Raw genomic sequence first — 14,526 nt, 5'->3', positions numbered from 1 at the left:
TACTAAGTAGACCTACTTAGTAGGCGAGAATATTTACCTGGGGTTTTACAACCTACTATGTAGATCTACTTAGTAAATAGGTCGCTTTCACCCCAAAAAACTACTTAGTAGGCACCCAAAGCGCCCACCCTCACCCCAACATGTAAAATCTCACCCCAACATGTAAAAAGCTCCCTGCCTGGCAGGGAGCTTTTTTAGTTGCAAATCTATAGCAGTATCAAGCTGCCGAGAAACCCTTCCTCAATGGGAGGGACAGGTTTCTTAGGCGCATCCCTTAGACTGGGCAGCCGCCGCCGTAGAAGGGGCTGGAAGCGGTGTTCCAGATGGTGGCGATGCGCACGCCGTCGGGCGGCCAGTTGCAGTCGATGACTGTGTTGCCGCCAGCATAGATGCCCACGTGGCCGCCCCAGCACAAAATATCGCCAGGGATGAGGTTGCCTACCGACTTGAGGCCAGTGTGGCTGGCTACCAAGGCGCGCTGGGAAGAGGAGCTGTGGGGCAAGCTAATGCCTGCCTGGGCATAGCACCAACGGGTGAAGCCGGAGCAGTCGAGGCCCGTGGAGGGGTTTTCGCCGCCCCAGACGTAGTTGACCTTGCCCACCAGAGAGTACGCAGCAGAAAGTATGGTATTGCGCTGGCTTTGGGTGAGGCCGCCAGAGCCGGTACCCGAGCCACCGCCGGAGCCTACCGAGCCACTAGAAGAGGGACGGTAATAATTGCCGTTGTTGGCTGCAGCCTCTGCGGCAGCCTGGCGAGCAGCCTCTTCTGCGGCGACACGGGCAACCTCGGCCTCTTCGGCCATCTTGTCTTTGACCTGCTGATCTAGGCTGTTCACATAGGAGTCAGCCTCGGATATCTTGGCGTTGAGGTCTGCCTGCTGGCTCTCCTGTTGGGCCAAGAGCGTCTCAGACTCGGACTTTTGCTGTTGTAGCTGCTCCTGCTCATGGTCGAGCTCGGCCTTCTTGGCAGCCAGCTCCTCGCGCAGGCGGTTGGTCTCCTCGATGACGTCTGCCTGGGATTGGCTGATCTTATCGGCGTAATACACACGCGAGACAAAGTCATCGAAGGTGGTGGCTTCCATGATGAGGGAGAGCCAGGAAACACCGCCCGTCTTGTAGTTTTGGCTGATGGTCGTAGCCAGTGTGGCCTGGCGCTCTTTGAGCTCGGCCTCTTTGGCAGAGATGTCCTTTTGGACATCGTCGATCTTGGCCTGGGTCTCATCGATCTGCCCGTTGACCTCGTCCAGCTGGGTGCGGGTGTCGTTGAGCTGAGAGGAGATCTCGTCTGCCTGCTGATAGAGCTCGTCGCGCTTGGACTTGGCGGCATCCAGCTGAGCCTGAAGCTCTGCCGAGGTCTCTGCCTGCGCCGGTTGAGGAAGCGCCACTATGCAGAGGCAAGCGAGCGCGATTGCGAAGGCCAGCGCAGCGAGGCGTTTGCTAAAAGTCATCGACCCTCCCTGGGGCGTGATATGGCGAATAGAGTACAGGGGCCGCGAAGCTATCCGCTGATTTCTGAAGACACCCTGCAAATCCGTATGGATCAATATAATAGCCATCAGGCCAAGCAGAGCCAAATGCCTGAAGCGCATCTCTAGCAAATCAGCGCAGAGACTGCCCGAGATCTTCAAAAGCCTTGGTAGCCATGGAGCGGGTTTCTCGGTAGCCTTTGGAGAGGGACAGCCAAGGTGCGCGGTGCCTCACGCTTTTCCATCCTTGCCCAGATAGCGGTTGAATTTGCGGTTTTGGTTGAGCAATAGCAGGCGCGCCAAAAGCTTGTGCTTCAAGGTGTCGGGCTTGTAGTCGTAGGGATAGCCGGCAATACCCTTCTTAAAACAGGCGAGAGCCTCCTCGCGCAGGGCTTCGTTGGCGACGTGATGCGAGACCACCGAAGGCGGGATCACCGTATAAAGGAAGGGATCGAAAGCCTCGCGATAGGGCACCTCCTGGCCCAGTACAAAGTCTTGGACGATGGGCTCCACAAAGCATACCCCGCCCAGCGTCATGTAATAACTGTTGCGACCGGGACGAGTGTTGACCTCGAAGAACTTATAGCTACCGTCACGCTGATCGTATTTGATGTCGAAGTTCGCCATGCCGTGGTAGCCCACGTGGGCCAAGAAGCGCGCGGCATCCTCGATCACCTGGGGAACGCGCTCGCTCAAGATGCAGCAAGGGTTGCCGATGAGAATGGGAGAATGGTCTTGGAGCACCACACGGCCTCCCGAGATCACGCGCGCTTGACCCTGGGCATTCGCAAACACTGTGAGCGAGCGGATGGCATCATCGCCTCCGGGGATGAAGTCTTGGAGCACCAGATGGCCCTCATAGGGAGAGGCGGCCAAGATGCCCAGCACCCGGGTCAGCTGACCGGGATTCTCAACGGTATAGACCTTTTCTTTGCCCTCAAAGACCAGCTGGTCATAGGAGGCCGAGTGAGCCGGCTTCACGATGAGCGGAAATGGCAAAGTAGCAGGATCAAGTGCCTGGGCCTCTGCCACAGAGACCGTCCAGGTTTTGGGATAGGCGATGCCCAGATCTTCGCAGATGGCATAAAAGCGGTCCTTTTGGCATATCTCGTCCATCAAAGAAGCGTCGATATAGGGCACGTAATACCACTGGGAAAGCTCGTCTTTGTGATGAGCCAAAAGGCGGGCATGCCAGTCGGCAGAGCCCAGCACAAGGCCCACCTTGCCCCGGGAAGCCAGCTCTTCTCCCAGCTCGCGCAGGGCCCCCATAAGCACGTCTTCGTTGCCCATGTCCTCCAGGATGCGATAGTCGCAGAAGCGCGACGCCGAGGTCACCTGCACATTGACCCCAGACAGGATGATGGGGTTGACTCCATAGCGCTCATGAAACGACCGCACATAGGAATAGCCCAAGATATCGCCGCCCAAACACACCGGCTGCAGCTTTTGAGCGAGCTCTTGCTCTGAGATCATGCCTGGATACACCATGAAAATCCTTATCCTTACCAAAGGCAGCGGGCTTTGCTCTTGGCGCGCCGCCGTCGTTTACGGAAGCTGACGGGCACAAACCGTGCCGAGAAACCCATCCCCCAAGGCGTCCCTAGTTTTTAAGGGCTTCCTTGACTGCCTGGGCCACGCTCTCCAGCGCCTCTAGGGGAAGCTCGGTGGGAAGGGCTATGGTACCTGCAGTCACCGCATCGCACACCGGCAGTATACTGAGATCTCGAGGCACGCAGAACGCCTTGGGATCCAGAGCGCCGGGATAAAGCGAAGGGCGATACCAATCTTCTGCCAAGTATCCCAAGGAGCGCACCGCTGCGATGGCCGCCTCGGAAGCGCTGGTAGAAGGAGCAATGAGTCCAAAACGCAGCAACGGCTGTGCCGGGGTTGCCCCTTGGCCGGCAGGATAGTCCACCTGACCCTCAAAAAGCTCGCAATAACGGGTCACCACCGCTTCGCGAGCCTGCCAATTCTCATCGAGGCGCGAAAGCTCAGAGAGCACGCGCTCGCAGATCCAAGGGCTGGGCGCCATGGGACGGTGAGGCAGCTCTCCTTCCTGCTCTGCAGCAGCCACCGCCGGCTCAAGGGCGCCAGAAGCCGCCCAAGAAGCCCTGAGCGAGCGTGCCAGCGATCGCGGCAAACGGTTGAGCACTCGGTTTTGATTGAGGTAGCGACGAGTGGCTTTTTCCAGCTTTGGCGCGAGAGGAGGCAATTGAGACAGGGACGATGCCAAAGGCTCAAGCACCTCTTTGAAAGGCGAGCGCGGATTGATCCAGACGGCCCCGCCAAAAGAGGTGCGCAGCATCTTCTCGGCACCAAAGGAGTGCACCGAGACATCTGCCACCGGACAGCCATCCTCATCCAGAGCCATGCGACAGGCGCAGTGAGCGCTGTCTTCCACCAGCAGCGCACCAGCTTGATGGGCTCGTTCGGCCAACTGGGTCGAGGAGCGGTCGTCGATGATGCCAAAGGTGTGCTGGAGCACCACCGCCCGCAAAGGCATGGCAGGCTGAGGAAGCCTGGAAGGATCCAGCGTCAGGGTTGCCGCCTCTATGTCGCCATAGACAGGGGTGAGCCCGGCCGCCACGATGGGCGCCACCGCAGTGCAGCAGGTAAACAGCTGGGTAGCCACAGCTCCCGAACCATGGACGGCTTTAACAGCTTGAAAGATCTCCTCTAAGCCATAACGCGCTTTGAATACCAAGTACCAATCTGCGGCTTTGGTATGGGTCCTGCGGGCTAGTTCTTCTACTAAAGCTTGATGAGCCTGGGCTGCATCCATAAACACTGTGCTTTCTTTAGATACGACAGGCCCGCCTTGGAACGAGCCCCTCACAGGGCCTAATGATACACGGTGCCTCTGGGCCTCCAGAAATCCACACCCTTAACGCCTCGCAAAGATAAAAAGGCCCTAAAGGATAGCTAGATTAGACCCAGGCTCCGCTGGAATCGAGCCTATAGCCTCCAATAGTGGTGTTATGAGCCATGGCGCCGGAGCTGTAGAGGTAATACCAGGCCCCGTCCCAAATCCAGCCGGTCTTCATGGCGCCGCTGGAGCGATCGCAAAAGTACCAGCTGCCATTGATGAAGCCCCATCCCCGATACATATGGCCGTCTCCAGGCGCCAGATAATACCAGGCGCCACCTGTCCAAATCCAACCTGTGGCCATGGCTCCCGTAGAGCGCAGGAAGTACCACTGGCTGCCCGTGAATACCCAACCGGCAGCCATGGCGCCCGAGCCTTTGAGGTAGTACCACGCGCCGTTGACCCACGCCCAACCGGTGGCCATGGCGCCGGTGGAAGGGTTGAGGTAATACCAGGCGCCGCCCTCTTTAATCCAGCCGGTCTCCCTATGACCGTCTGCAGGGCTCAAGAAGTACCAAGTGCCGGCCTGCTGCAACCAGCCTGTCCTGCGCCCATGGTCGCCCGAAGTATCAAAGTAATAGGTCTGGCCGTCAATGGTGCACCAACCAGATGCATAGGCACCCTGAGGGGTGCGATACCGAGTGACGCCATCCTCATGAACCCACTGGCCCGAAGGAGGAGGCAGCGGGCCGTTGGAAAAAGCAGCCTGAGACACGGTCTTGCCGCCCGTGCTATAGGTCACGCTGGCGCCTTTGTTGCCCAGCATATCCTGGGTCACAGTGACCGTGACCTCGTACACCGTGGCATCGCAGCGATAGCGAGGGTTGTTCTCTTGGGCAAGCCTATAGGTGCGCGTGCCCACCTGCCCATAAGGGATCTCAAAATTCACATAATTATTTTGGCCAGTGAGATCGCTGTGCTGGTTGGCAACCTGCATCGCCGATCCGGTAGAGTCTGTGAGCCTGAAGGTGAACTCCCCTGCCTCTAAAGAGCCGCCCGAAAGAGAAACCGTGGCCGTCACATCGAAACAATCCAGCGGATTTACCGGGGCTGCCGTCATCAGGCGATCCTGAGCTTGCGAGGTCTCTGCTATGGCTTGGTCAGAGGCTTGCTGGGCTGTCGCCTTGACAGGCATGAGCCCCAAGCCGAGAACCACCGCCATTGCCACCAGTAAAAGCCCTGCTGCTCCCAGACTCTTATGACAGATACCTCGATGGTGCATGGCGCCTCCTAAAAAAGAGGGCCGCCCTGCGCGCAGCAGAACAGCCCGCTCTGTTACAGAGTCACCTGTACCCTCCACCTTGGCATCTGTTGCCCGCCACGCAATATCCCCAGACAGCAAGGGACATCGATATGCGTGATGCTCGCAGCCCTTAGGGTTGCCCCTGACGGCGATGGGAGGGTTTCTCGGCAGCGGAGGCATCTGGAGCCTTGGGAGAATCCTCTGGACGAGAAGCGGGGCCTGCTACCGGAGGCACATCGATGTCGTCGGCGGGCTCGTGAGGCAGCTCCCGGTCCACCCCGGCAGTCACCATATAGGTGTGGCCAATCTGAGGGCGCTGGGTTTTGTGAGCCCAATAGAGGATAAGGGCGCCGATGATCACCAGAGGCAGCGAGAGCACCTGGCCCATGGTGATGGGACCAAAGAGGTAGCCCAGCTGGGCGTCGGGGACGCGCACAAACTCGATGAGGATGCGAAAGACGCCGTAGAGAAGCAAGAACAGGCCTGTGAAGGTGCCCTGAGGCCTAGGCGGCAGCTTGCGCGACAGGCTGTAGAGGATCACGAACATCACCACGCCCTCGAGGAGCGCCTCGTAGAGCTGGGAGGGGTGGCGGGCCGCTCCGCCGGCTTCGAAGACCACGCCCCAGGGAAGATCGGTGGGCTTTCCCCAGAGCTCGCCGTTCACAAAGTTGGCCAAACGGCCAAAGAAGAGGCCGATGGGGGTCACGATGACGCCCAGATCGCAGAAGGTCAACGCCGACACATGCACTGGCCTCGCTGCAATGCAGCCGCCGATAATAGCGCCCACCAAGCCCCCATGAAAGCTCATGCCGCCCTCATAGGTGGCCAAGATCTTTAGAGGGTGGGCCAGGTAGTAGCCGTCGCCATAGAAGAGGCAATAGCCAAGCCTTCCGCCAATGACCGCTCCTAAAGCGATGCCTACCACCACTGTCATGATGTCGTCTGCCGACAAACCCAGCTTCCAGTGGCGGGAGATCTTGCCCACCAGGAGGCCTCCTAGCAGGAATGCGGCCAAGTAAGCCAGTCCATACCAGCGCACGGCCAGAGGGCCGATGGTGAAGGCCACCGGGTCTAAGGAGTGGTAGATCTCGTTTAGCATGGCGCTCCTTATTGCAAAAGACACGTCGATAGAAAGACTCAGGCAACCCAAGAAAGCGAGCTGCCTGAGTAGCGTAGTGGATTTAGAGGCTCATTTTGAGCAGGACCGCCATTTAGGCCACCCACGCCCCAGAACCGTTAAAACTGTACTGGGTGCCGTCGATAACATGGCTGCCTGTGACCATGGCACCTGATTCGGGGGCGAGATAGTACCAGGTTGCACCCAGCTGGATCCAGCCAGTGGCCATGGCGCCTGATCCGCGAAGGTAATACCACGTGTTGTCCACCTGCACCCAACCACGAGCCATGGCGCCGGAACTTGTGAGGTAATACCAGGTGCCTCCAAGGTTGAGCCACCCGGTGACCATGGCTCCCGATCCAGGAGCGAGGTAGTACCAGGTGCCTCCAAGGTTGAGCCACCCGGTGACCATGGCGCCTGATCCAGAGAGGTAGTACCACGCGTTGTCTGCCTGCGCCCAACCACGAGCCATGGCGCCTGAGCCGGGAGCGAGATAGTACCAGCTTCCCCGATCGAAAAGCCAGCCTTGGGCCATGGCGCCGGAGCCTTGCAGGTAATACCAGGTACCTCCCAGGTCAAGCCATCCGGTCCTCATGGCACCAGAGCCGGGGGCAAGATAATACCAGGTACCGTTCACCTGTTCCCACCCCTGGGCCATAGCGCAGGTTTTGGGATCCAAGTAGTACCAGGTGCCATGCTCGTTGAGCCAGCCGGTTTTCACCGTGCCGTCGCTCATGCCATAGCGCCAGGCTCCCTCTACAAAGGACCATCCTTGAGGCAGGCTCATCATATGACCCTCGTCATCAAAGAGATAGGTCTTGCCCTCCACGATCACCACGCCGTCCTTGGCCATGGCGCCGTCAGGCATAAGGTAGAAAAAGTAAGTTCCTTCGCGATACCAAGTGCCTTCCTGGGCGTAGGGAGAGCGGTTGAAGTGATACCAATCGCCCCAGCGAGCCTGATTCCACTCGGTGGCTTTTTTGAGGTAGCCGTCCTCAAAGCGTATATAGTGCGGGGAGTTCTCGCGCCAGAGATAGCGGACTTCCCCGGTCTCGGGAACGTTGTAGGATATCTTGCCGTAGGAGAAATCCACCACTGTGGCAGCTCGGTTGAGCTCTGCCTGATGCACCGCATCGATGAGTCGCGCCTCGGAGTCTTTGGTGTAGTCCAGCACATCTTGAGACGGCACCCCAGAAGAGAGCTCCGAGGTCATCACCAGAGTGCGAGGCGACAGGGAGTTGAGGTAGCGGCGGGAGTTAGAGCCCTCCAGACCATGATGTCCCAGCTTGAGCAAGTCTACCTTGCTCAGCTCTTTGGCCAAGCGGTCCTCATCGCCATCCAGGTTTCCAATGTCTCCTGCCAAAAAGGCCTTATGGGAGTTGGCCTCGACCAAGACGCCCAGCGAGAACTCATTGGCATCGTACTTAGGATGGGTGAAGTAGTCAGTATCGTAATTATAAATAGAGACATCCATAGAGCCCAGCTTGAACTGGGGATTGCCCACATAGGATCCCTTCGCGCCTTCCGGGGCGGGGGAAATGACCTGAGGCTTGGAGGCGCCTGCCGCCTCGTCTTCTTGCACGGTCTCCGGAGCCGCCTGAGGAGCCACGGCCTCTACCATCTCTTGGGCGTCCAACGCCACAGGATCGCCCGCTACAGGAGCGGAGACGCTCTTCTCGGTAGCAGAAGGCTCAGAAGCTACAGGGGACTCTGGGGTATCGGTGGGCTGCTGAGAAGGGTCCGTGGTATCGGGTTGTGCGGGTTTCTCGGGATCTGCAGGGTCCTGAGGATCCACGGGATCAGTGGGAGCGGGATCTTCTGGAGCCTCTTCCAGACGGCCGGGATCCACGGGGGCAGAGGTGTCGAAGCCCTGGATGAGCGTGGCGCCATTTGCCAGCGCTGCGGCTACCGTGCGGTCGTAGACATACTGGTTGTCCCAGAGGCGGGAGGGCTCTAAGATATAGGAATCTTTATAGGGCATGAGGTAGACGCGCTGAGGCTTGAACTCCTCGATAACCTCGTCGGCGCCGCCAATGTGGTCGCTGTGGGGGTGGGTGCACACAAGGAACTCGAAGTTCTCGCTGGTGACACCCATGGCCTTCATGTAGGCAAAGAGCTTGTCGGTTACCCCTCCCCCACGGGTGATGCCCTCGCGCAACGGATAGCGAGGATCTGCGCCAGACGGGTAGTCGTTGTCCTCTCCGGCATCCACCAGACCAAAGCGACCGTCGCTCTCCAGCAAGATGGCGTCGGTGAAGCCAAAGGAGAGCACGTGGACTCGCGCCGTGGAGTTGACAGGCGACGTGACGGCTGGAGCTGCCCACACTCGAGACGGCACAGCAAGACAGCAGCAAAGCCCCCACGCCACCGCCAATGCCACCAGAACGCGCTTGCGGGCAGAGCACATCATCTTTCAAACTCCTTCACACCTGGGGCACCCAGGGTTTACCTTGGTAATCGTGTAATGGTTTCCTGTAAACCTAGGTATTTCTTTGCTTTGAATACCTAGTTATTCAAATACATATAGTTCAGTTTAGCTACAGACAAAAGACTCTATCACGACTCGCACTATTTGTCTCAGCCCATGCAAGGGTGTCTTTAGGTTTCATGGCCTTTAGAACTGGTTCGCCGAGCTCGCGAAGAGCTCCGACTTCTCTAAACAGAGCTGCCCTCGCCACAAAAGGGCGAGGGCAGCCAAACATTATGTGTAGTAGTGGCCTAAATCTGGGCGGCCTGTTAGTCAGTAAGCACGTGAGAAGCCGTGGCTCCCTTTTGCCCTTGGTAATGGCTTCCTAACTGCGCCGAGCCATAGGGGCGCTCCACCGGGGAGCTCATGCGCTCAAAGGAGAGCTGGCCTATGCGCATGCCTGGATGAAGCATGATGGGCAGCGTAGCCACATTGGAAAGCTCAAGCGTGAGCTCGCCGTCCCAGCCGGGATCCACATAGCCTGCGGTGGAGTGGATCATGAGACCCAGACGGCCCAGTGTAGACTTGCCCTCAAGCTTTCCCAAGATGTCGTCTGGCAGGGCGATGCGCTCTAAAGTGGTGCCCAGCGCAAACTGGCCTGGATGCAAGATGAAGGCCTCGCCCTCAGGAACCACTACCTCCTCGGTGAGGTCTGGCTGCTCTGTGAGCGGGTCGATATAGGTATGAATGGAATTGCGAAAGATGCGAAAGTTGGATCCTAAGCGCACATCCACAGAAGCCGGCTGCACATCTTTGATCTGGAGTGGCTCGATCACGATGCGTCCCTGCTCCATCTCGCGCTTGATGTCTCGATCCGAGAGGACCATGACTCCACCTTTCCTTGCATCCTCGCCTAGCTAACCTCTTAAGCCTACCTTACCGAGAAACCGCTGCCCTCCTTAAGCCCTACCTCTCAATAGGCTCTTCGCACTCTTTGGAGTATTTGACTGCTTTGGAGCCGCAATCCTCCTTGGAGCTGCAATCCTTGGGGTGCAAAGGAGCCTCTGGCTCTGACGGCGCCTCTGAAAGGGCCGCCTCCAAGTGAGTCAGGCTGTCGTCGGAGGCAAAGTGCCCTTTGAGCTCGTGGGCTAAGAAACCCAGCATCACTAAGGTAGAAGCCAGCGATGAGATGATGGAACAGTAGGTGACGCCATTGAGCCCAAAGACGTTCACCAGGGGCACCATGGTGACCAGAGCCGCTGCCAGAGCCACCACGCCGCCCACAAAGGTGGACTTGAAATCGTAGAACACAGTTTCAAGGCTGTTGAGAAAGCCCATATAGGCAATGGCCAACGCAGCGATTACCATAGGCGGCAGCAGATAGAGGTATTCCAAAATGCGATCGCCATAGATGAGCCCGTAGAGAAACGCGCCCAAAAGCTGCACGCCAATGAGGCATAGGATGCCAATGACCACGATGGCTGCCAGGGTGAGTCCCATGAGCTTTATAAAGGAGCGGCGATCGCGACGCTCATAGATCTCTTTGAAGTAGGTCAGAAGCGGGTTGTACACAAAGCCTGCACCGGTTTGCACGATAGCCACCGGTGCTACCATGGTTCCATACACGCCAAGCGCAGCTTCACCTTGAGCGTTCATGAGGTACTGGCGAGGGATCGAGGTGGCACCCGAGATAGCCATAAACGCCAACACCGCCGGGGCGCAACGCACCAGAAGCTCTCTGGCTTTAGCGGTGCTAATACGAGGTTTGAACTCCTCGAAGTAGCGCACTCGAGGCAAGTCGTAGACGATGCCCACTATTACCGTGACCACAAACATGGCGAACAGGGTAAGCGAGAGGTTTTGGGTAGCAGCAAAGACCGCCACAAAGGCCGCCAGCGACACCACGCCTTGGATGGCGTAGGAGATGCCAATGTAGTCCATGCGCTTTTCTCGCTGCTCCAAGGCGTGAAAACAATCTAGGATGGTGCCCGCGATCTTGTAGAGCGAATAGAAAACGATGGGGATCAAAAGGTCTGGGGCGCTGGTAGCCAGCGAGTAAACGGCGATGAGCACCAGAGCGATCCCCGAGGTGATGAGTCGCAGCGCAAAATACTCGCCCAGGCTGTTCTCGCCGTGAAGATCGCCAATTTGATACATGTAGAGGCGGTAGTCCACCAAAGACGAGAAGATCGCATAGACAGACACCACGTAAGAATAGACGCCTGGAGCGTCGTAGGTAGCCGAAAGCCGCATCACGAACACCGTGATGAGCCAGGCACAGAGCAGGTTGCCAAAGGAGCCAACGCTGTTCCACACCATATTGCGCTTCACCGACAACGGTGCGCGCTTGGGATCGGTGCGTGAGAGCACGCCGCCTCCTCTAACAACCTGCCAATACGTGACTTTTCACAAGACGTCCCTTGCGCGCCGCGAAAGTGCGCGGGCGCCTAGACTGCACGGACCGCAGTCACGCCAGGCACATGCTCTTTAAGCACACGCTCGATGCCCATCGACAGGGTCATGTTAGAGAGTGCGCACCCAGCGCAGGCGCCGGTAAGCTCCAGCGAAACCACGCCATCGTCATCGACGGCCACCAACTCGCAGTCGCCGCCGTCTGCCTGAAGGCTCGGGCGCACCGCGTCGAGCACACGCTCCAACAGCTCTTCATCCACAGCCATGAGTGGCTCCTTTCCAGCTCTCGAAACTCCAAGAGCGATCGTATGTCAAGTCGCAGCCTGAAAGCTGCCTTTGGCAAGTATGCACCATGAACCCATGCAAACCCACCTTCCCTCACCATACCCACAGGGTCTTGGCAACTCTCAAAAGCTGCCGAGAAGCCCTTCCATCGCCACCTCTTATTCACGGCCGGCAGAAAAAAGGGCCTCAAGCCGAAAGCGGCATTGCGGCGGCAGCCCTTACTCTACCGGAGAGAACAGATGGCCCAAGCTAGACCCGGCTTCCGGGGCAGGCAGAGGTGCACCGGTTGCCACCGCCTCCAAGGCCTCGCGAAGGCGAGACACCGAGGCCGCGGTTTTCTGGGCATCTAAAAGGGTGGCGTCCACCATAAAGCGAGTGAGCCCTGCACCCAGAAGCTCGCGCAGCTTGGGGACCGCATCCAGCGGCTGGTCCCAATAGATGCGGGAGCGGCCCTGAAGGTCGGTGGTGACCGGCAGCGCGCGGCCATCGATGTTCTTGAGGTAGAGCTTCTGGGCGCGAAGGCCGCAGGTATCGCAATGGCCCGAGCAGGCGTCGGCCATCTGGAGCACGCAATGCTCCGAGGTCATCGCTCTCTCCTGACCGTAGACCACCAGCCCGCAGGGAAGCGAGGTGGCCGCGCATACCGGCGCCATCTGGGCGACAGCGAGCTCGTGAGAGAGCCAAAAGCCAGAAGCGCCCGCCTTCTCAAGGGCGGTGACACAAGCGCGGTTGGACACCCCTATGCAGGGTCGGATCTCCGGGGCGGCCCCGCGCTGCTGCGCCAAAGCGAACTCGCTCATGGAACCCACCGCGCAGGGCGCCTCTGGCACCACCCAGCGGTCCAGGCGCCCGTGATCCTTGAGACGGCACACCTCATCCAGCCAAGGGATGGTTTCTTGGGGAAATCCCCCCTGAGCCAGGGCGTCGGCCGGCGCATAGAGACGGGTTGCACCGGCCGCCAGCGCAGCTTGGGCGCCCTCCGGAGTGGAGACCACGCAGCAGACCTGGGCCTCTTGAGCGGCCTGGCGCAGCGCGGCCTCGCCCTTGGGGCCTGGCCTTCCTAAAGCAAGGCCTGCATCTTTGCGCCAGGAAGCCGCCTGCTCGCACCACTGCTTCCAACTGGGAGGCGCAGCCACCTCGCCCACCCGCTTCTCATAGGGGGCGCAGATGGCCTCCTCGAGGGCGTCGGCAGCCTGGCTCCTGAGCCTATGGACTGCCGAGAAGCCCAAGCCGCAGCCCTCATCAATATCTACAGTGATTGAAGCAGCCACAAAGGGGCTCTGCCCTAGACGGCCTGCGTGCTCTTGGAGGTCTTGGGCGGTGACCGCTTTGGTGCGCGCGGCCTCAACCACAGGGCCCTGGACGCTCACCGCTACCGCCGGGGCGTCCCGCCTGGGCAACGCGCAGAGCTGGATGGAGAGCGGCTGGCCCAGCTTGCAAACAATGTGCATGGACACTGGACGCTTGGCTGGATAGGGAGCGGACTGCAGGCGCTCGGCCGCCACGATGGCTTCTTGGCTGCGCAACAGGCGCACGGGAGTGCCTGCAGGCACCGGGCGCTTGACGCCGCACACCACCTGGCTATCTGCCTCCACGTCCCGAGGCGCATTAGTGGTGAGGAAGGCCTCAGGATGGTCCTTGGGGCGAAGCTCTAGCAGATCGCCCTTGCCCAAAGGAGCCTGGGTATAGATGGCAGCCTCATGACCCTGGGCACGCACCACATGGCCTACCAGCTCTCCCCTGTTGTTGGACCGCTCGTAGCTCATGAGGGAGTTGTCGGATATCCCCAGAAGGTAGCCGTCGGTGAAGTCGCGATTAAAGGCGCGCTTGAGCTGGCGGAACAACGAGTCGCGCGCTTCTGGATCCAACTCGCGAGAACGCACGCGGGCTATGCGGTCCAGTGCAGACCTATAGGCGCTTACCACCGCAAGCACATAGTCGGGCGCTTTCATGCGTCCCTCGACCTTGAGGGAGCCCACGCCCATTAAGACCAGCTCGCCCAGATGATCCAGGCTTAAGGCGTCTTTGGGACAAAGGCCGCGCTCCCAGGCCACCGGGCCCAGCCTTTTGCCCTGGGCGCTATAGAGCTCATGGGGCAGTCGGCAAGGCTGGGCGCAAAGGCCTCGGTTGGCCGAACGAGATCCCCTCAGAGCGCTCATAGAGCAGAGGCCCGAATAGCAAAAACAAAGAGCGCCATGGCCAAAGACTTCGCACTCTACACCGGTGGCGCAGCAGGCTGCAATCTCTTCTAGGGAGAGCTCGCGAGAGAGCGTCACCCGTTCATAGCCCTGGGCAGCGCACCACTGGACCCCTCGGGGATCTTGGATGTTCGCTTGGGTAGACACATGGACTTCTACCTGGGGGAAGCGCCTGGCCACCTCAGCCGCCAGCCCCCAGTCTTGAATGATGAGGGCATCGGCGCCCAGCCGCACGGCACGGGCGGCCAGCGCCAGGGCAGCAGGCATCTCGTCGTCTGTCACAAGCACGTTCATGGCCACAAAGACGCGAGCTCCTGCCACATGGGCCTCTTGACATGCCTCCTGAAAGGAGGCGTCATCAAAGTTGTCTGCCCCACGGCGAGCGTTGAAGTCGTTGCCAAGCCCGCAGTAGATGGCATCAGCCCCACCTGCCAAAGCTGCCCTAAAGGCCGCAGGACCTCCGGCTGGAGCGAGCAGCTCGCAGACGAGATCCTGCGGCAAGGGTACGGGTTTCTTTGCATCCATAGGCGCCT

10 protein-coding genes are annotated in these 14,526 nt (G+C 59.3%); all 10 read right to left on the bottom strand.

The window, feature by feature from the left end; all coding sequences use genetic code 11:
* Positions 1–274: 274 nt before the first annotated feature.
* The gene (locus OR601_RS03285) at positions 275–1,447 is read right to left on the bottom strand and encodes a coiled-coil domain-containing protein (protein ID WP_265592193.1); all 1,173 of its coding nucleotides are present in this window, start codon (positions 1,445–1,447) and stop codon (positions 275–277) included.
* A gap of 249 nt (positions 1,448–1,696) precedes the next feature.
* Complete coding sequence (locus OR601_RS03280) at positions 1,697–2,953, bottom strand: carboxylate--amine ligase (RefSeq protein WP_265592192.1); 1,257 nt, start codon at positions 2,951–2,953, stop codon at positions 1,697–1,699.
* Between the two features lie 112 nt (positions 2,954–3,065).
* Positions 3,066–4,247 carry a DegT/DnrJ/EryC1/StrS family aminotransferase gene (locus OR601_RS03275; RefSeq protein ID WP_265592191.1) on the bottom strand — a complete coding sequence of 394 codons (1,182 nt, stop codon included), beginning with the start codon at positions 4,245–4,247 and terminating at the stop codon, positions 3,066–3,068.
* 145 nt (positions 4,248–4,392) lie between these two features.
* Positions 4,393–5,553, bottom strand: a complete 1,161-nt coding sequence (locus OR601_RS03270) for a Spy0128 family protein (protein ID WP_265592190.1) — start codon at positions 5,551–5,553, stop codon at positions 4,393–4,395.
* Positions 5,554–5,704: 151 nt separating this feature from the next.
* On the bottom strand, positions 5,705–6,673 hold the full coding sequence (gene lgt, locus OR601_RS03265) for a prolipoprotein diacylglyceryl transferase (protein ID WP_323373085.1): 969 nt from the start codon (positions 6,671–6,673) through the stop codon (positions 5,705–5,707).
* A gap of 112 nt (positions 6,674–6,785) precedes the next feature.
* A complete protein-coding gene (locus OR601_RS03260) occupies positions 6,786–9,101 on the bottom strand; it encodes an MBL fold metallo-hydrolase (protein ID WP_265592189.1) in 2,316 nt (771 codons plus the stop codon).
* A gap of 326 nt (positions 9,102–9,427) precedes the next feature.
* On the bottom strand, positions 9,428–9,985 hold the full coding sequence (gene dcd / locus OR601_RS03255) for a dCTP deaminase (RefSeq protein ID WP_265592188.1): 558 nt from the start codon (positions 9,983–9,985) through the stop codon (positions 9,428–9,430).
* Positions 9,986–10,064: 79 nt separating this feature from the next.
* The gene (locus tag OR601_RS03250; protein WP_265592187.1) at positions 10,065–11,468 is read right to left on the bottom strand and encodes a lipopolysaccharide biosynthesis protein; all 1,404 of its coding nucleotides are present in this window, start codon (positions 11,466–11,468) and stop codon (positions 10,065–10,067) included.
* Between the two features lie 77 nt (positions 11,469–11,545).
* Positions 11,546–11,776 carry a NifU family protein gene (locus OR601_RS03245; RefSeq protein WP_136012945.1) on the bottom strand — a complete coding sequence of 77 codons (231 nt, stop codon included), beginning with the start codon at positions 11,774–11,776 and terminating at the stop codon, positions 11,546–11,548.
* Between the two features lie 237 nt (positions 11,777–12,013).
* Positions 12,014–14,494, bottom strand: coding sequence for a U32 family peptidase (locus tag OR601_RS03240; protein ID WP_265592186.1), 2,481 nt, complete (start codon positions 14,492–14,494; stop codon positions 12,014–12,016).
* Positions 14,495–14,526: the final 32 nt, after the last annotated feature.

Origin of the sequence: Leptogranulimonas caecicola (assembly GCF_023168405.1) — a bacterium.
GTDB lineage: Bacteria > Actinomycetota > Coriobacteriia > Coriobacteriales > Atopobiaceae > Leptogranulimonas > Leptogranulimonas caecicola.
The sequence above is the reverse complement of the archived record's forward strand: the minus strand, read 5'-3'. Positions and strand labels throughout refer to the sequence as shown.

Bases quoted from the DNA above. Each gene is read 5' to 3' on its own strand.
- OR601_RS03285 (WP_265592193.1), bottom strand. From the start codon at position 1,447: ATGACTTTTAGCAAACGCCTCGCTGCGCTGGCCTTCGCAATCGCGCTC.
- OR601_RS03280 (WP_265592192.1), bottom strand. From the start codon at position 2,953: ATGGTGTATCCAGGCATGATCTCAGAGCAAGAGCTCGCTCAAAAGCTG.
- OR601_RS03275 (WP_265592191.1), bottom strand. From the start codon at position 4,247: ATGGATGCAGCCCAGGCTCATCAAGCTTTAGTAGAAGAACTAGCCCGC.
- OR601_RS03270 (WP_265592190.1), bottom strand. From the start codon at position 5,553: ATGCACCATCGAGGTATCTGTCATAAGAGTCTGGGAGCAGCAGGGCTT.
- lgt (WP_323373085.1), bottom strand. From the start codon at position 6,673: ATGCTAAACGAGATCTACCACTCCTTAGACCCGGTGGCCTTCACCATC.
- OR601_RS03260 (WP_265592189.1), bottom strand. From the start codon at position 9,101: ATGATGTGCTCTGCCCGCAAGCGCGTTCTGGTGGCATTGGCGGTGGCG.
- dcd (WP_265592188.1), bottom strand. From the start codon at position 9,985: ATGGTCCTCTCGGATCGAGACATCAAGCGCGAGATGGAGCAGGGACGC.
- OR601_RS03245 (WP_136012945.1), bottom strand. From the start codon at position 11,776: ATGGCTGTGGATGAAGAGCTGTTGGAGCGTGTGCTCGACGCGGTGCGC.